16 protein-coding genes are annotated in these 16,956 nt (G+C 54.7%); 11 read left to right on the top strand and 5 right to left on the bottom strand.

Going from position 1 to position 16,956, the window contains the following annotated elements; genetic code table 11:
* The first annotated feature begins 113 nt into the window (after positions 1-113).
* From deoC to deoD, 4 genes are all read left to right on the top strand, one after another.
* Positions 114-893, top strand: coding sequence for a deoxyribose-phosphate aldolase (gene deoC / locus O9K67_RS21125; RefSeq protein WP_061497882.1), 780 nt, complete (start codon positions 114-116; stop codon positions 891-893).
* Between the two features lie 96 nt (positions 894-989).
* Complete coding sequence (gene deoA / locus O9K67_RS21120) at positions 990-2,312, top strand: thymidine phosphorylase (RefSeq protein WP_061497880.1); 1,323 nt, start codon at positions 990-992, stop codon at positions 2,310-2,312.
* Between the two features lie 51 nt (positions 2,313-2,363).
* Positions 2,364-3,587, top strand: coding sequence for a phosphopentomutase (gene deoB, locus O9K67_RS21115; RefSeq protein WP_061497878.1), 1,224 nt, complete (start codon positions 2,364-2,366; stop codon positions 3,585-3,587).
* Positions 3,588-3,650: 63 nt separating this feature from the next.
* Positions 3,651-4,370, top strand: a complete 720-nt coding sequence (deoD, locus tag O9K67_RS21110) for a purine-nucleoside phosphorylase (RefSeq protein WP_061497876.1) — start codon at positions 3,651-3,653, stop codon at positions 4,368-4,370.
* A gap of 83 nt (positions 4,371-4,453) precedes the next feature.
* Here deoD and lplA read toward each other — a convergent pair whose 3' ends face one another.
* Together lplA and O9K67_RS21100 are read right to left on the bottom strand one after the other, a co-directional pair.
* A complete protein-coding gene (lplA, locus tag O9K67_RS21105; RefSeq protein WP_061497874.1) occupies positions 4,454-5,470 on the bottom strand; it encodes a lipoate--protein ligase LplA in 1,017 nt (338 codons plus the stop codon).
* A 49-nt stretch (positions 5,471-5,519) separates the two neighbouring features.
* Positions 5,520-6,164, bottom strand: coding sequence for a YtjB family periplasmic protein (locus O9K67_RS21100; protein ID WP_061497872.1), 645 nt, complete (start codon positions 6,162-6,164; stop codon positions 5,520-5,522).
* 118 nt (positions 6,165-6,282) lie between these two features.
* Between O9K67_RS21100 and serB the strand changes: the two genes are divergently transcribed.
* The 3 genes from serB to nadR are packed head-to-tail and all read left to right on the top strand — an operon-like array spanning position 6,283 to position 9,901.
* A complete protein-coding gene (serB, locus tag O9K67_RS21095; protein ID WP_061497870.1) occupies positions 6,283-7,254 on the top strand; it encodes a phosphoserine phosphatase in 972 nt (323 codons plus the stop codon).
* A gap of 8 nt (positions 7,255-7,262) precedes the next feature.
* Complete coding sequence (gene radA, locus O9K67_RS21090) at positions 7,263-8,645, top strand: DNA repair protein RadA (protein WP_061500194.1); 1,383 nt, start codon at positions 7,263-7,265, stop codon at positions 8,643-8,645.
* Positions 8,646-8,674: 29 nt separating this feature from the next.
* Positions 8,675-9,901, top strand: a complete 1,227-nt coding sequence (nadR, locus tag O9K67_RS21085; RefSeq protein ID WP_061497868.1) for a multifunctional transcriptional regulator/nicotinamide-nucleotide adenylyltransferase/ribosylnicotinamide kinase NadR — start codon at positions 8,675-8,677, stop codon at positions 9,899-9,901.
* 11 nt (positions 9,902-9,912) lie between these two features.
* On the opposite strand, the gene ettA is transcribed toward nadR, so the two are convergent.
* Positions 9,913-11,580, bottom strand: coding sequence for an energy-dependent translational throttle protein EttA (ettA, locus tag O9K67_RS21080; RefSeq protein ID WP_071890613.1), 1,668 nt, complete (start codon positions 11,578-11,580; stop codon positions 9,913-9,915).
* Positions 11,581-11,798: 218 nt separating this feature from the next.
* Here ettA and sltY point away from each other — a divergent pair, with 218 nt between their 5' ends.
* Positions 11,799-13,739: a murein transglycosylase gene (sltY, locus tag O9K67_RS21075; protein ID WP_061497864.1), complete on the top strand. Its 1,941-nt coding sequence runs from the start codon at positions 11,799-11,801 to the stop codon at positions 13,737-13,739.
* A 74-nt stretch (positions 13,740-13,813) separates the two neighbouring features.
* Entirely contained in the window at positions 13,814-14,143 is a 330-nt protein-coding gene (gene trpR / locus O9K67_RS21070; RefSeq protein WP_061497861.1) for a trp operon repressor, read from the top strand.
* On the opposite strand, the gene yjjX is transcribed toward trpR, so the two are convergent.
* A complete protein-coding gene (gene yjjX, locus O9K67_RS21065) occupies positions 14,134-14,649 on the bottom strand; it encodes an inosine/xanthosine triphosphatase (protein WP_061497860.1) in 516 nt (171 codons plus the stop codon). The genes trpR and yjjX overlap by 10 nt on opposite strands.
* A 99-nt stretch (positions 14,650-14,748) precedes the next feature.
* On the opposite strand from yjjX, the gene gpmB reads away from it, so the two are divergent.
* The gene (gpmB, locus tag O9K67_RS21060; protein ID WP_061497859.1) at positions 14,749-15,396 is read left to right on the top strand and encodes a 2,3-diphosphoglycerate-dependent phosphoglycerate mutase GpmB; all 648 of its coding nucleotides are present in this window, start codon (positions 14,749-14,751) and stop codon (positions 15,394-15,396) included.
* Here the strand turns inward: gpmB and robA are convergent.
* Positions 15,393-16,268: an MDR efflux pump AcrAB transcriptional activator RobA gene (gene robA / locus O9K67_RS21055; RefSeq protein WP_061497858.1), complete on the bottom strand. Its 876-nt coding sequence runs from the start codon at positions 16,266-16,268 to the stop codon at positions 15,393-15,395. The genes gpmB and robA overlap by 4 nt on opposite strands.
* 214 nt (positions 16,269-16,482) lie before the next feature.
* On the opposite strand from robA, the gene creA reads away from it, so the two are divergent.
* On the top strand, positions 16,483-16,956 hold the full coding sequence (gene creA / locus O9K67_RS21050; RefSeq protein ID WP_061497856.1) for a protein CreA: 474 nt from the start codon (positions 16,483-16,485) through the stop codon (positions 16,954-16,956).

Here is a 16,956-nt window from a genome sequence, read left to right as displayed (position 1 = left end):
AAACTGCATTCAGTTTTCATTAACTGTGATGGGTGTCGAAGTGTAATGGTGGGTTAATGTTAGAATATTAACAGACCCGAACAAGAAATCGGCATTACGCCGTCGGAGAGAATATGACTGATTTAACTGCAAGCAGCCTGCGTGCGTTGAAACTGATGGACCTGACAACCCTGAACGACGATGACACCAATGAAAAAGTCATCGCGCTGTGCCATCAAGCGAAAACAGCGGTAGGCAACACGGCCGCGGTTTGTATTTACCCGCGTTTTATCCCGATTGCGCGTAAGACTCTGAACGCGCAAGGTACGCCGGATGTGCGCATCGCGACGGTCACGAACTTTCCACACGGTAATGATGATCTTGATATCGCGCTGGCTGAAACCCGTGCAGCCATTGCTTATGGCGCTGATGAAGTTGATGTGGTGTTTCCGTACCGCGCGCTGATTGCCGGAAACGAACAGATTGGTTTTGATCTGGTTAAGGCCTGTAAAGAGGCATGCGCAGCGGCGAACGTGTTGCTGAAAGTGATCATCGAAACCGGTGAATTGAAAGAGGAAGCGCTGATCCGTAAAGCCTCTGAAATTTCTATCAAAGCCGGTGCAGATTTCATCAAAACCTCTACCGGCAAAGTGCCGGTGAATGCCACCCCGGAAAGTGCGCGCATTATGCTGGAAGTGATCCGCGATATGGGCGTTGAGAAAACCGTCGGTTTTAAACCCGCAGGTGGCGTACGTACGGCAGAAGATGCGCAACAGTATCTGGCGATTGCCGACGAGCTGTTTGGCGCGGATTGGGCTGATGCCCGCCACTACCGTTTTGGCGCGTCCAGCCTGCTGGCAAGCTTGCTGAAAGCGCTGGGCCACGGCGACGGTAAAAGCGCCAGTAGCTACTGATGATTGCCTGATGGCGCTTCGCTTATCAGGTTGACCAAACCTGTATTTCGCCGGGCCGGTTCCGTGGCCCGGTCCTCTCATTCCTCAGGGGGTACCATGTTTCTCGCTCAAGAAATTATTCGAAAAAAACGCGATGGTCTCGCGCTGAGTGATGAAGAAATCCGTTTCTTTATCAACGGAATTCGCGATAACACCGTTTCCGAAGGGCAGATTGCCGCCCTCGCCATGACCATTTTCTTCCACGATATGACCATGCCGGAACGCGTGTCGCTGACCATGGCGATGCGGGATTCGGGCACCGTTCTGGATTGGAAACAGCTTGATCTCAACGGTCCGGTGGTCGACAAGCACTCCACCGGCGGTGTTGGCGACGTGACATCGTTGATGCTCGGCCCCATGGTGGCGGCCTGCGGTGGCTATATTCCGATGATCTCCGGGCGCGGCCTGGGCCATACTGGTGGCACGCTCGACAAACTGGAAGCCATTCCGGGGTTTGACATCTTCCCGGACGACCAGCGCTTCCGGGACATCATCAAAGAGGTTGGTGTAGCGATCATCGGGCAGACCAACTCCCTTGCGCCGGCGGATAAACGTTTTTATGCCACCCGCGACATTACCGCGACGGTGGACTCTATTCCGTTGATCACGGCATCGATTCTGGCCAAAAAACTGGCAGAAAGCCTGGATGCGCTGGTCATGGATGTGAAAGTTGGCAGCGGCGCATTTATGCCGACATATGCCCTTTCCGAACAACTGGCGGAGGCGATCGTGGGCGTAGCCAATGGCGCTGGCGTGCGAACGACTGCGCTGCTGACCGATATGAATCAGGTGCTGGCGTCCAGTGCGGGTAACGCAGTGGAAGTGCGCGAAGCCGTGCAGTTCCTGACCGGTGAATATCGCAATCCACGACTGTTTGATGTGACGATGGCGCTGTGCGTGGAGATGCTGATCTCCGGCAAACTGGCGAAAGACGATGCCGAGGCGCGGGCGAAGTTGCAGACGGTGCTGGATAACGGCAAAGCTGCGGAGGTATTTGGCCGCATGGTTGCCGCACAGAAAGGCCCGGTCGATTTCGTGGAAAATTACGCCAAATACCTGCCGACCGCGACGCTGAGCAAAGCGGTTTATGCCGAAGATGAAGGGTTTATCAGCGCCATGGATACCCGCGCGCTGGGCATGGCGGTGGTGTCGATGGGCGGCGGTCGTCGCCAGGCTACAGACAGCATCGATTACAGCGTTGGCTTTACAGAGATGGCCCGTTTGGGCGAGCGCGTGGATGGCCAGCGACCGCTGGCAGTGATTCATGCAAAAGACGAAGCAAGCTGGCAGGATGCGGCACAAGCCGTTAAAGCCGCGATTGTGATTGGCGACAGTGCGCCAAAAGAGACACCGACGGTCTATCGCCGCATCACCGAATAGCGATATACTGATCTGATCGCTTTTTTACAAAGCACAAGGTACGGAGAACATATGAAACGTGCATTTATTATGGTGCTGGACTCATTCGGCATCGGCGCGACTGAAGACGCGGATCGCTTTGGCGACGTGGGTTCCGATACCCTCGGTCATATTGCTGAAGTCTGTGCTAAAGGGGAAGCCGACACCGGACGTAAAGGTCCGCTGAACTTACCCAACCTTACCCGCCTGGGCCTGGCAAAGGCACATGAAGGGGCAACGGGTTTTATCCCTGCTGGGATGGACGCCAGTGCGGAAATCGTCGGGGCTTATGCCTGGGCGCACGAACTCTCTTCCGGTAAAGATACGCCGTCTGGTCACTGGGAAATCGCCGGTGTGCCGGTGCTGTTTGACTGGGGTTACTTTAGCGACACCGAAAACAGCTTCCCGCAGGAACTGCTGGATAAACTGGTGGCGCGCGCTAACCTGCCAGGTTATCTCGGCAACTGCCACTCTTCCGGTACGGTGATCCTCGATCAACTGGGTGAAGAGCACATGAAAACCGGCAAACCGATTTTCTACACCTCGGCGGACTCGGTGTTCCAGATTGCTTGCCATGAAGAGACCTTTGGTCTCGATAAACTGTATGAACTGTGTGAAATTGCCCGTGAAGAGCTGACCGAAGGCGGCTATAACATTGGTCGTGTGATTGCGCGTCCGTTTATTGGTGATAAAGCGGGTAACTTCCAGCGCACTGGTAACCGTCATGATCTCGCGGTGGAACCACCGTCAGCCACCGTGCTGCAAAAACTGGTGGATGAGAAAGCGGGCCATGTGGTTTCCGTTGGCAAAATTGCCGACATCTATGCCAACTGCGGCATTACGAAAAAAGTGAAAGCCACCGGGCTGGATGCCCTGTTTGACGCAACCGTGAAAGAGATGAAAGACGCAGGTGATAAGACCATCGTCTTTACTAACTTCGTTGATTTTGACTCATCATGGGGCCATCGTCGCGATGTCGCCGGTTATGCGGGTGGTCTGGAGCTGTTCGACCGTCGTTTGCCGGAACTGATGGAGCTGGTTGGCGAAGACGATATCCTGATCCTGACGGCGGACCACGGTTGCGATCCGACCTGGAAAGGTACCGATCATACCCGTGAGCACATTCCGGTACTGGTTTACGGTCCGAAAGTGAAACCTGGCTCGCTGGGTCACCGCGAAACGTTTGCGGACATTGGCCAGACGCTGGCGAAATACTTCGGTGTGTCTGATATGGAATATGGCAAGGCCATGTTCTGATGATTTTGGGCGGGATATTCCCGCCCTTGCTGCTTTAACGACAACGACATAAAGGAATTGACGATGGCTACCCCACATATTAATGCAGAAATGGGCGATTTCGCTGACGTAGTGTTGATGCCGGGCGACCCGCTGCGCGCAAAACACATTGCCGAGACGTTCCTCGAAGACTACCGCGAAGTGAACAACGTGCGCGGCATGCTGGGTTATACCGGTACCTATAAAGGCCGCAAAATCTCCGTGATGGGCCACGGTATGGGCATTCCGTCCTGCTCTATTTATACCAAAGAGCTGATCACTGAGTTCGGTGTGAAGAAAATCATCCGCGTGGGTTCCTGCGGTGCGGTGCGTATGGACGTGAAATTGCGTGATGTGGTGATCGGGATGGGTGCATGCACGGATTCCAAAGTGAACCGCATTCGTTTCAAAGATCATGACTTTGCCGCGATCGCTGATTTCGACATGGTGCGTAATGCCGTCGATGCAGCAAAAGCGCTGGGCGTAGATGCGCGCGTGGGCAACCTGTTTTCCGCCGATCTGTTCTACTCGCCGGACGGTGAAATGTTCGACGTGATGGAAAAATATGGCGTGCTGGGCGTAGAAATGGAAGCTGCGGGTATCTACGGCGTGGCGGCGGAGTTCGGGGCGAAAGCGCTGACTATCTGCACCGTTTCCGACCATATCCGTACTCATGAGCAGACCTCTTCTGCTGAGCGTCAGACGACCTTCAACGATATGATCAAAATTGCGCTGGAATCTGTCCTGCTGGGCGACAAGGCGTAAGTTTCTCTTCTAAGGGCAGGTTCTCTGCCCTTTTTTATCTCTTCACGAAACTGTTCATGCGCATTCACCACTGTCGGGGGCTGTTAACGCACCGCGCTGGCAATCCACGCCGAAAGCTGGCGTAGCTCCTGTTCCTGTTCCGGGAAATCCACCAACAGTGCGTCACACTCCTGCGCCAGCATGTCCGCCCGGTACAGGCAGCCCTGTAAACGCGCAGCCAGCGCTTCCAGCGGTGCCGGGTTCAGGCTGTCGGTAAACACCTGCGTGCGAGTGATGTGGCCTTTCTCAACGTCAAAATGCAACTCCACACCGCCCCAGCTAAAACGCTCATCCAGCAGATGGCTAAATGCGGGAGCCTGGCCAAAGTTCCACTCCCAACTGCTCTGGCGTGCGAAGGTTTCGGCGAAATTGGGCAGATCCGGCGTTTTATCCGGCGAGATAATCTCCGCGTCTACACGCTCACCGTAGTGAGCAAAAAACGCCTCTGTCACCGCGTCGCAAATTTGCTCGTGGGTAATGCCTGGCAGCAGATCCACCAGGTTCGCCACACGCCCGCGCACGGAGGTGATACCTTTGGCTTGCAGCTTTTTTTTGTCCGGATTCAGATAGTTAGCCAGACGACTGAGATCGGCATTTAACAGCAGGGTACCGTGGTGGAAACCCCTGTCTTTGGTTTCGCGGTATGCAGATCCAGAGACCTTGCGGTCGCCTTCTGCGGTTTTGACAACCAGATCGTTGCGCCCGGAAGCCTCCGCCACGATACCAAGCGAATTCAACGCATTGAGCACGATCGCCGTAGAGATAGTTTTATCGTATTCCGGTTTCCCGGCCATAAAGGTAAAGCAGGTATTCCCCAAATCGTGGAACACCGCACCGCCGCCGCTGCTACGACGCGCCAGGCGCACGTTGTCTTCTTCCATGCGCCGGGTATTGCACTCTTTCCACGGGTTTTGCGCCCGCCCGATCACCACCGTATCGGCATTACGCCACAGGAACAGCACCCGCTGCGTGGCGGGCATCTGACGGAAGATGCACTCTTCAACCGCCAGGTTGAACCAGGGATCATAAGAGTCAGAGATGAGCAGACGAAGCGTCGACATAGCAGATTTCCTTTCTGTAACATTCAGTTATCTTACCGGAGGCGGACCACTACTCTTTCTTTTCGGGTTCTTCTTCTTCCGGTACGGATTTGTTCGCCGTCAGCAAGAACGGCGATTGCTGCCAGCGGGTGCGTTTACCCTGTAATAAGGTGCGCGCCAGAATCACACCAATCGCCAGCGAGAGTAGTAGCATCAGGCGCAGAATATTGGTGGTGTTATCCACCTGTTTCGCCTCGGTCGCCAGCGTGTGCGTATCCAGCGTCAGGCGCAGGTAGCCCAGAGGACCGCTTTTACCCTGAATGGGTTCGACGATCTGTTGATTAAAGTAACCGCCCGCTTTTTTGCCATCCAGCGCCAGTCGGTCGCGGACATCAATGCTTTCGCCGGAACGTGCAACCAGATCGCCTTCGGCATCGTATACGCCCGCATCAAGGATGCGGCTCTCTTCGGTTAACTGATGCAGCACGATGCCGATGCGTTTTTCATCCGGGGTTTCGGTGCGCATCAACGGCGCGAGATTGAGCGTCACCTGGCGCGCCAGCGTTCTCGCCAGCTCTTCAAGCTGCGGGTTACGCTGGCGTTGGTGGTTTTGACTGAACCAGGACGCGCCCTGCATGAGCGCCACCAGTAACGCCAGACAGATCAGCACTGTCACTGCGCGGTGCAGTCGAAATTTAAGTTTTGCGCGAGCCATATTCCACCTGTTGAAAATTTAAGGCTTAATGTTGCCAGAAGCGCTGGTTACAAGGTAGCCTCATGCGTTATTTTCCCCTCCGATGCTTTCTGGCGCGAACGTTTTTACAGGAGCTTTAATGCCGAACAGTTTGACCTGGTGCGATCTGCCCGATGATGTTTCTCAGTGGCCGGGATTGCCGCTCTCTTTAAGTGGTGATGAGGTTATGCCTCTGGACTATCATGCTGGTCGTAGCGGCTGGCTTCTGTATGGGCGTCATCTGGACAAACAACGCCTGACAACCTACCAGCGTAAACTGGGTGCCGCCATGGTGATCGTCGCGGCCTGGGATGTGGAAGATTACCAGGTGATCCGACTGGCAGGATCATTAACGCCGCGCGCTTCCCGACTGGCGCACGATGAAGGCATGGACGTTGCGCCGCTGGGGAAAATCCCGCACTTGCGCTCGCCTGGGCTGCTGGTGATGGATATGGATTCCACCGCGATCCAGATTGAGTGTATTGATGAAATCGCCAAACTGGCAGGAACGGGTGAAATGGTGGCGGAAGTCACCGAGCGCGCGATGCGCGGCGAGCTGGATTTTACCGCCAGCCTGCGCAGCCGCGTGGCAACGCTGAAAGGTGCGGATGCCAATATTCTGTTGCAGGTCCGCGAAAAACTGCCGCTGATGCCGGGGTTGGTGCAACTGGTGTTGAAGCTGGAAACGCTGGGCTGGAAAGTGGCGATCGCCTCCGGCGGTTTTACTTTTTTTGCGGATTATCTGCGCGACAAACTGCGCCTGACGGCGGCAGTGGCGAACGAACTGGAGATCATGGACGGCAAATTTACCGGCCAGGTGCTGGGGGACATCGTCGATGCGCAATATAAAGCCAGAACCCTGAAACGCCTGGCGGAAGAGCACGAGATCCCAACGGCGCAGACGGTCGCGATTGGCGATGGAGCGAACGATCTGCCGATGATCAAAGCCGCCGGGTTGGGTATTGCTTTTCATGCCAAGCCAAAGGTGAATGAAAAGGCGGAAATTACCATCCGTCACGCGGATCTGATGGGCGTATTCTGTATTCTTTCCGGCAGTATCAATAAGAAATAGAGGTGAGTGTGGCGAAAGCTCCGAAACGCGCGTTTGTCTGTAATGAATGCGGTGCAGATTACCCGCGCTGGCAGGGGCAGTGCAGTGCCTGTCATGCCTGGAACACCATTACGGAAATACGTGTTGCTGCGTCGCCCACCGTGGCGCGCAATGAGCGTCTCGCTGGCTATGCCGGCAGTGCGGGCGTATCGAAAGTGCAAAAACTTGCCGATATCAGCCTTGAAGAGCTGCCGCGCTTCTCTACCGGTTTTAAAGAGTTTGACCGTGTGCTCGGCGGTGGCGTTGTGCCCGGCAGCGCTATCCTGATTGGCGGAAACCCTGGCGCGGGCAAGTCCACGCTGCTGTTGCAGACGTTGTGCAAACTCGCCGAACAGATGAAAACGCTGTATGTCACGGGTGAAGAGTCACTGCAACAGGTGGCGATGCGTGCTCACCGACTTGGATTACCGACGGCCAACCTGAATATGTTGTCGGAAACCAGTATCGAGCAAATCTGCATGATCGCAGAGGAAGAGCAGCCGAAACTGATGGTGATCGACTCCATTCAGGTCATGCATATGGCGGATATCCAGTCATCGCCGGGCAGTGTCGCGCAGGTGCGTGAAACAGCGGCTTACCTGACGCGGTTCGCTAAAACACGCGGCGTGGCGATTGTGATGGTCGGCCATGTGACGAAAGACGGTTCCCTGGCGGGACCGAAAGTGCTGGAGCACTGCATCGACTGTTCGGTACTGCTTGACGGTGATGCGGATTCCCGTTTCCGTACGCTGCGTAGCCACAAAAACCGTTTTGGCGCGGTTAATGAACTGGGTGTGTTCGCCATGACCGAGCAGGGGTTGCGCGAAGTGAGCAATCCCTCGGCCATTTTCCTCAGTCGTGGCGATGAGGTGACTTCCGGCAGCTCTGTGATGGTGGTGTGGGAAGGTACCCGTCCGCTATTGGTAGAGATTCAGGCGCTGGTGGATCACTCAATGATGTCAAATCCCCGGCGGGTTGCAGTAGGTCTGGAACAAAACCGTCTGGCGATCCTGCTGGCGGTGCTGCATCGTCACGGTGGGTTGCAGATGGCGGATCAGGACGTGTTTGTGAACGTTGTTGGTGGGGTGAAGGTCACCGAAACCAGTGCTGACCTTGCACTATTGCTGGCGATGGTTTCCAGTCTGCGCGACAGACCGCTGCCGCAGGATTTGGTGGTGTTTGGCGAAGTGGGGCTGGCCGGTGAGATCCGCCCGGTGCCAAGCGGCCAGGAGCGTATTTCGGAAGCCGCCAAGCATGGTTTCCGCCGCGCCATCGTTCCGGCGGCGAATGTGCCGAAAAAAATGCCGGAAGGGATGCAGATTTTCGGTGTGAAGAAGCTGGCGGATGCGTTAAGCGTCTTTGACGACTTATAATTGGCTAATGATTTTTGCAGGAGGCAATAATGTCGTCATTTGACTACTTAAAAAACGCCATTCGTCAGAAAGGCTGCACGTTACAACAGGTGGCGGATGCCAGCGGTATGACCAAAGGCTATTTGAGCCAGTTGCTGAACGCCAAGATTAAAAGCCCCAGCGCGCAAAAGCTGGAAGCATTACACCGCTTTCTCGACCTTGAATTTCCCCGTCGTGAGAAGAATATCGGCGTGGTGTTCGGCAAATTTTATCCGCTTCATACCGGGCACATCTACCTGATCCAGCGTGCCTGTAGCCAGGTCGATGAGTTACATATCATCCTTGGCTATGATGACACCCGCGATCGCGAGTTGTTTGAAGACAGCGCAATGTCGCAGCAGCCGACGGTAAGTGACCGTCTGCGCTGGTTATTGCAGACCTTTAAGTACCAGAAAAACATTCGTATTCATGCCTTCAATGAAGAGGGCATGGAGCCGTATCCCCACGGCTGGGATGTCTGGAGTAAGGGTATTAAGGCGTTTATGGCCGGGAAAGGTATTACGCCGAACTGGATTTACACCTCAGAAGAGGCGGATGCGCCGCAGTACTTGCAGCATCTGGGCATTGAAGCGGTGCTGGTGGATCCTAAGCGTACCTTTATGAATATCAGCGGCTCGCTGATCCGCGAGAACCCGTTCCGCTACTGGGAATATATCCCAACGGAGGTGAAGCCGTTCTTCGTGCGTACGGTGGCGATCCTCGGTGGTGAATCCAGTGGGAAATCGACGCTGGTGAATAAGCTCGCCAATATTTTCAACACCACCAGCGCATGGGAATTTGGCCGCGATTATGTGTTCTCGCATCTCGGCGGCGATGAAATCGCTTTACAATATTCCGATTACGACAAGATTGCGCTGGGGCACGCTCAGTACATTGATTTTGCAGTAAAATATGCGAATAAAGTGGCGTTTATTGACACCGATTTTGTCACTACGCAGGCGTTCTGCAAAAAATATGAAGGGCGCGAGCATCCGTTTGTTCAGGCGCTGATTGATGAATACCGTTTCGACCTGGTGATCCTGCTGGAGAACAATACGCCGTGGGTTAATGATGGGCTACGCAGCCTTGGCAGTTCGGTGGATCGTAAAGAGTTCCAGGATATGCTGGTGTCGATGCTGCGGGAAAACAACATTGATTTTGTGCGGGTGGAAGAAGCGGATTACGATTCGCGCTTCCTGCAATGCGTTGAACTGGTGAAAAAGCTGATGGGGCCGTAGCCCCATCAGATTTATTTCGCGATACGTTTGTACTTCATTCGTTTCGGCTCCAGCGCGTCTGCGCCCAGCGTACGTTTCTTGTACTCTTCGTATTCGGTGAAGTTACCTTCAAAGAACTCCACTTTACCCTCATCCTGATAATCAAGAATATGGGTCGCAATGCGGTCGAGGAACCAGCGGTCGTGCGAGATAACCATCGCACAGCCCGGGAACTCGAGCAGGGCGTTTTCCAGCGCGCGCAGGGTTTCAATATCCAGGTCGTTAGTCGGTTCATCGAGCAGCAGAACGTTGCCGCCAACCTGCAGCAGTTTCGCCAGATGCAGACGACCGCGCTCACCCCCTGACAGCTCACCTACGCGTTTGCCCTGATCGGTGCCTTTGAAGTTGAAGCGACCAACATAGGCGCGGCTTGGCATTTCGGTGTTGCCGATACGCATGATATCCAGCCCGCCTGAGACTTCTTCCCATACGGTTTTGCTGTTGTCCATCGCATCACGGAACTGATCCACCGACGCCAGTTTTACCGTATCACCCAGGGTGATGCTGCCACTGTCTGGCTGCTCCTGACCTGACATCATACGGAACAGTGTCGATTTACCCGCACCGTTCGGACCGATAATGCCGACAATGGCCCCTTTGGGTACGGAGAACGACAGATTATCAATCAGCTGACGATCGCCGTAGGATTTGCTGAGGTTGCTGACTTCCACCACTTTGTCGCCCAGACGCGGTCCTGGTGGAATAAACAGTTCGTTGGTTTCGTTACGTTTCTGGTATTCGGTATTGTTAAGCTCTTCAAAGCGCGCCAGACGGGCTTTGCCCTTCGACTGACGGCCTTTCGTACCCTGGCGAACCCACTCCAGCTCTTTCTCAATGGATTTGCGGCGCGCCGCTTCCTGAGAAGCTTCCTGCGCCAGACGCTGATCTTTTTGTTCCAGCCAGGAGGAGTAGTTGCCTTCCCACGGAATCCCTTCGCCGCGGTCCAGTTCAAGGATCCAGCCTGCAACGTTATCAAGGAAGTAACGGTCGTGGGTGATCGCCACCACGGTACCTTCGAAGTCGTGCAGGAAGCGTTCCAGCCAGGCCACGGATTCCGCATCCAGGTGGTTGGTGGGTTCGTCAAGCAGCAGCATGTCCGGCTTTTCCAGCAGCAGACGGCACAGTGCCACGCGGCGGCGTTCACCCCCGGAGAGGTTGGCAATTTTCGCATCCCAGTCCGGCAGACGCAGCGCGTCTGCGGCGCGTTCAAGCTGCACATTCAGATTATGGCCGTCGTGCGCCTGGATAATCTCTTCAAATTTCCCTTGCTGTGCGGCAAGCTTATCGAAGTCAGCATCCGGCTCAGCGTATTTGGCATACACCTCATCCAGACCTTTCAGCGCGTTAACCACTTCAGCCACAGCTTCTTCTACAGATTCACGTACCGTCTGTTCCGGGTTAAGTTGCGGCTCTTGCGGCAAATAGCCGATCTTGATTCCCGGCTGCGGACGGGCTTCGCCTTCAATGTCTGTGTCGATGCCGGCCATGATGCGCAGCAGGGTAGATTTACCGGCGCCGTTAAGACCCAGCACGCCGATTTTTGCGCCAGGGAAGAAGCTTAGCGAGATATTTTTCAGAATATGACGTTTCGGCGGGACAACTTTGCCGACACGATGCATGGTATATACGAATTGAGCCACGTTGGACTTCGCCTCTTTTTATCGTCATAGAAGGAGTATTCAACAGCGGAGTGTAGCCGTTTTCGACGCTTAAGCCCAGCCAGCTAAGCCCGGAGTGTTAAATCCCGTGAGAAAGGTAAAAAAGTGTTCGGAACATGGCGCGTTAAGGCCTGCCCGGTTAGCATTACATCATGACGCGGCATGACGCTGCCACTAAGAGAGAATAAGAGGAAAGAGCTGTGCAGAGAGCTAAACATACCGCCTGGCGATTTGCGGCGGCCTGCGTTTGTTTGCTGTCCCTCAGCAATGCGGCGCGTGCGGATTCACTGGATGAACAACGTAATCGCTACGCGCAGATCAAAACTGCGTGGGATAACAAACAGATGGATGTGGTGCAGCAACTGCTGCCGACGCTGAAGGCCTATCCGTTGTACCCCTATCTTGAATATCGCCAGATCACTGATGATCTGATGAATCAGCCCGCGATCACCGTCTCCAATTTTGTGCAGGCTAACCCCACGTTACCGGCGGCGCGTGCGCTGAAGTCCCGCTTTGTCAATGAACTGGCCCGCCGCCAGGACTGGCGAGGACTGCTGGCGTTCAGCCCGGAAAAACCGACCACCACTGAGGCGCAGTGTAACTACTACTTTGCTAAATGGAGCACCGGTCAGGCGGAAGAGGCCTGGGCCGGAGCAAAAGAGTTGTGGCTGACCGGCAAAAGCCAGCCGAATGCCTGTGACTCGCTTTTTGGCGCGTGGCGAGCCTCGGGTGCTCAGGATCCGCTAGCGTTCCTGGAACGCATTCGTCTGGCGATGAAAGCAGGCAATACTAAACTGGTCACACTGTTGGCCGGACAGATGCCGTCGGACTATCAGACTATCTCAACGGCGATCATTAATCTGGCCAACGATCCCGGTACGGTGATGGATTTTGCCCGTACAACCGGCGCGACCGATTTTACGCGCCAGATGGCGGCGGAAGCTTTTGAAAGTGTAGCGCGCCAGGATGTGGAGAATGCCCGGTTGATGATCCCGTCGCTGGTGCAGGCGCAACAGTTAAACGACGAACAAACCCAGACTTTGCGCGATATTGTCGCCTGGCGCTTAATGGGCAATGACGTCACCAGCGATCAGGCACGCTGGCGCGATGATGCAATCATGCGTTCGCAATCCATTTCGCTGCTCGAACGGCGCGTGCGTATGGCAATTGGCGATGGCGACCGCCGTGGGCTCAATACCTGGCTTTCCCGTTTGCCGATGGAGGCGAAAGAGAAAGATGAATGGCGATACTGGCAGGCGGATCTGTTGCTTGAACGCGGGCGAGACACGGAGGCCAAAGAGATCCTGCACGCACTAATGCAGCAGCGTGGCTTCTACCCGATGGCCGCTGCTCAGCGTCTGGGTGAGGATTATCCGTTGCAGGTGGATAAGGCACCGGGTAACCCCGATCCCGCGTTGGTCCAGGGCGCGGAAATGGCGCGCGTGCGTGAGCTAATGTACTGGGGGCTGGATAATACTGCCCGTAGCGAGTGGGCCAATCTGGTGACCAGCCGCAACCAACAGGAGCAGGCGCAACTGGCGCGTTACGCGTTTAATCAGCACTGGTGGGATCTCAGCGTGCAGGCCACCATTGCTGGCAAACTGTGGGATCATCTGGAAGAGCGTTTCCCGCTGGCCTACAGCGATCTTTATGCCCGTTACACCCGCGGCAAAGGGATCACCCAGAGCTATGCGATGGCAATTTCGCGCCAGGAAAGCGCGTGGAACCCCGCAGCACGTTCGCCAGTCGGGGCCAGCGGTCTGATGCAACTTATGCCTGGTACCGCAACGCACACGGTGAAGATGTTCAACATTCCAGGGTACAGTAATGCCAGTCAGCTCTTTGATCCGGAAACCAATATCAATATCGGTACCAGCTATCTGCAATATGTTTATCAGCAGTTTGGTAATAACCGTATTTTCTCCTCTGCCGCGTATAACGCCGGACCTGGACGTGTGCGTAGCTGGTTGAACAACAGTGGCGGGAAATTGGATGCGGTGGCGTTTGTTGAAAGCATTCCGTTTTCTGAAACCCGTAGCTATGTGAAAAACGTCCTCGCCTATGATGCGTACTATCGTTTCTTTATGGGTGAGAGAAAGCCTGCTGTGTTCAGTGATGCTGAATGGCAGCGCCGTTACTGATTTCTGTGGTTTATGCTATGCTGTGTACTCGCTTAAGAGTACACAGCACTGAACCCTGAGAGTGGCGGTAAATTATGACTCAGCAATCCCCTTATTCAGCAGCAATGGCCGAGCAACGCAACCAGGAGTGGCTGCGTTTTGTTGAACTGGTCCGGCAGTCTTATGAGAAGGATCTGCATATTCCGTTGCTTAATCTGATGCTTACACCGGACGAGCGTGAAGCATTGGGCACCCGAGTACGGATTATCGAAGAGCTGCTGCGTGGTGAGATGAGCCAGCGTGAGCTGAAATCCGAACTCGGTGCGGGCATCGCGACGATTACCCGTGGATCGAACAGCCTGAAGGCCGCGCCAGCGGATTTACGTTTGTGGCTGGAAGAGACCTTACTGAACGGTCAACGGTAAATCGCATTGTGAAACGGGCTGAGCGCGAGGATCACCGCCTGGTGGTAGACGCTCGCGCGGGTCAGTTTCCCGGCGGTGAACACGCCGATCGCGCCGTCCTTACGGCCAATTTCATCGATGCCTGTGTGGTGTGACATCACCGGTCCCAACGCTTCTCCTGCTCGTACTTTCTCCAGGATCACCGCCGGTAACGGAAGCGTAGCCGAGCGGGCTTCTCCGCGCTGGTGATGATTTTCAATCACCACCCAGCTAAAGGTGCTGTCGCCGTCTATACCGGCTTCAATGGCAACCCAAAAATCCGCTTCGGGTCGGATTTGCCGCGCGTTGGTAACACGATTTCGTGCGCCAGCCCGCGTTTCGTCACTGCCAAACGGCTGTTCCGGGACGCCACTATCGACGGAGACGGACTCAATATGGCAGGATCCCTCCCCGAAGATCTCGTTAAAAGCGTGCAGAATCGCCCGAATTTTTGCGGGATTGGTGGTAGCTGAGACAACATGGTGCATAATCTATACTTGGCTTGTCCGAAACGAGACGCGTTCTTTACTCCGGGCAGAGGCCTTCCTCAGAGAATAAATTCATCGCAGTATAATGGATAAAAAAGCATGTTACAGGTATACCTTGTTCGCCACGGTGAAACGCAGTGGAACGCCGAGCGTCGTATTCAAGGCCAGTCTGACAGTCCGTTAACCGACAAAGGGGAGCAGCAGGCCCGGCAGGTGGCTGAGCGCGCCAAAGCGTTAGGCATCACCCACATCATCGCCAGCGACCTGGGTCGAACGCGTCGTACGGCTGAAATTATCGCTGATGTTTGTGGCTGCGGAGTCACGCTTGAGCCGCGCTTACGCGAGCTGGATATGGGCGTGCTGGAGCGTCGCCACATCGAATCCCTGACGGAAGAAGAAGAGAGCTGGCGTCGCCAACTGGTGAATGGCACAGCGGATGGTCGTATTCCTGATGGTGAGTCTATGCAGGAGTTAAGTGACCGCATGCATGCGGCGCTGGCAAACTGCCTCGAACTGCCGGAAGGCAGCCGCCCGATGCTGGTCAGTCACGGTATGGCGTTGGGCTGTCTGGTCAGTACAATCCTTGGGCTTCCTGCCTGGGCTGAACGCCGTTTGCGTCTGCGCAACTGCTCCATTTCCCGTATCGATTATCAGCAAAGCCCGTGGCTGGCATCCGGATGGGTGGTGGAAACCGCAGGAGACGTCTCGCATCTGGACGCTCCCGCGCTGGATGAGTTGCAGCGTTAGCGGCGAATAGGCACCAGAAACTCGCAGCGGATGTGCGCTGGCGGCTCGCGGTCGCTCTCGCTGCCATCATGCTGCGGATAAAAGTGCTCAATATCCTGCCCTTTGCGGCGCGTAAGGTTGAGCATTGGCATACAGGTGCCATACACCGTCAGGATAAATGCCTGTACGCCGTCTGGGGAGCCTTCGTAGGAAAACGCGACATAATCGCCGCCTTCCAGCAGCACAGGTTCGGCGTTATTCAAATGCCCGTTCGCCATCTCCGGTGTTAGCGCTGTTGTGTAAAACACTTCCTGTTCGTCATCTTTTTCCAGGCTCGGGCGCGGTTCATGCAGGCCGTACAACTCAGACGGGATGGTCGGAGAGTTACTTAAAAAGTCACGCCAGAACTGAATACGCATCTGATTACGGAAATCAGAGATCTCTTCCAATGAACAGGTATAACTCTGTGTTGTACCAATCAGGTGCATCGGTGGCAGCGTAACGAATTCATGCTTCGGCAGGGCAAATTCCCCCAGACGCATTGGCGGGCGGATGCCAAAAGCACTCCAGTCTGGCGAACGGCGGTAAAGTGCCGGCGTAACGGCAAACTGTTTTTTGAAGGCTCGGGTAAAAGTTTGTTGTGAATCAAAGCGGTATTGTAGAGCTATATCCAGGATTGGGCGGGCGGTAAGACGCAGCGCAACGGCAGACTTCGACAAACGACGTGCACGGATATACGCACCGATGGCATGGCCCGTTACGTCTTTGAACATCCTTTGCAAATGCCACTTGGAATAACCTGCTTTTGCCGCCACATTGTCTAAAGACAAGGGCTGATCCAGATGGCCTTCCAGCCAGGCAAGTAAGTCGCGAATGATCCCAGCCTGATCCATATAATATCCTCTTCCTTAAAACAGCGGTTAACGCTTGATACAAGGGACGGATGATAGCGGGTTTTTTTTGCTTTAGCATTCAGTGTTTTTTTTGTGCACTGATGCGCATTGTGACTGATTTTCATCATAAATTTTGTAAATTGGTGATCTTCAAACGAATTCTCATCATAAAGATGAATAGTTACGTAACGTAATATTCAAAAATGGTAACAATATGAAATACACAAAGTTAATAGTTCCTGCATTGTTGTTGACGACGCTGAGTGGCGCACACGCAGAACAGATTGGATCGGTGGATACCGTCTTCAAAATGTTTGGCCCCGATCATAAGATCGTGGTTGAGGCATTTGATGATCCGGACGTGAAAAACGTAACCTGCTATATCAGCCGGGCGAAAACTGGCGGTATCAAAGGCGGCCTGGGGCTGGCGGAAGATACCTCCGATGCTGCGATCTCTTGCCAGCAGGTAGGGCCGGTTGAGCTGACGGATAAAATTAAGAGCGGCAAGGCGCAGGGCGACGTGGTTTTCCAGAAGCGTACGTCGCTGGTGTTCAAGAAATTGCAGGTTGTGCGCTTCTATGATGAGAAACGTAACACTTTGGCCTATTTAGCCTATTCCGATAAAGTGGTGGAAGGCTCGCCGAAAAATGCATTGAGCGCGGTACCGATCATGCCATGGAGTAAGTAA

Origin of the sequence: Kosakonia oryzendophytica (assembly GCF_027886705.1) — a bacterium.
Taxonomy (GTDB): Bacteria; Pseudomonadota; Gammaproteobacteria; order Enterobacterales; family Enterobacteriaceae; genus Kosakonia; species Kosakonia oryzendophytica.
Note: the sequence above shows the minus strand (reverse complement) of the source record. Positions and strands in the feature narration are given on the sequence as shown.

Bases quoted from the DNA above. Each gene is read 5' to 3' on its own strand.
- deoD (WP_061497876.1), top strand. From the start codon at position 3,651: ATGGCTACCCCACATATTAATGCAGAAATGGGCGATTTCGCTGACGTA.
- deoC (WP_061497882.1), top strand. From the start codon at position 114: ATGACTGATTTAACTGCAAGCAGCCTGCGTGCGTTGAAACTGATGGAC.
- creA (WP_061497856.1), top strand. From the start codon at position 16,483: ATGAAATACACAAAGTTAATAGTTCCTGCATTGTTGTTGACGACGCTG.
- yjjX (WP_061497860.1), bottom strand. From the start codon at position 14,649: ATGCACCATGTTGTCTCAGCTACCACCAATCCCGCAAAAATTCGGGCG.
- deoA (WP_061497880.1), top strand. From the start codon at position 990: ATGTTTCTCGCTCAAGAAATTATTCGAAAAAAACGCGATGGTCTCGCG.
- gpmB (WP_061497859.1), top strand. From the start codon at position 14,749: ATGTTACAGGTATACCTTGTTCGCCACGGTGAAACGCAGTGGAACGCC.
- O9K67_RS21100 (WP_061497872.1), bottom strand. From the start codon at position 6,164: ATGGCTCGCGCAAAACTTAAATTTCGACTGCACCGCGCAGTGACAGTG.
- trpR (WP_061497861.1), top strand. From the start codon at position 13,814: ATGACTCAGCAATCCCCTTATTCAGCAGCAATGGCCGAGCAACGCAAC.
- robA (WP_061497858.1), bottom strand. From the start codon at position 16,268: ATGGATCAGGCTGGGATCATTCGCGACTTACTTGCCTGGCTGGAAGGC.
- serB (WP_061497870.1), top strand. From the start codon at position 6,283: ATGCCGAACAGTTTGACCTGGTGCGATCTGCCCGATGATGTTTCTCAG.
- deoB (WP_061497878.1), top strand. From the start codon at position 2,364: ATGAAACGTGCATTTATTATGGTGCTGGACTCATTCGGCATCGGCGCG.
- nadR (WP_061497868.1), top strand. From the start codon at position 8,675: ATGTCGTCATTTGACTACTTAAAAAACGCCATTCGTCAGAAAGGCTGC.
- lplA (WP_061497874.1), bottom strand. From the start codon at position 5,470: ATGTCGACGCTTCGTCTGCTCATCTCTGACTCTTATGATCCCTGGTTC.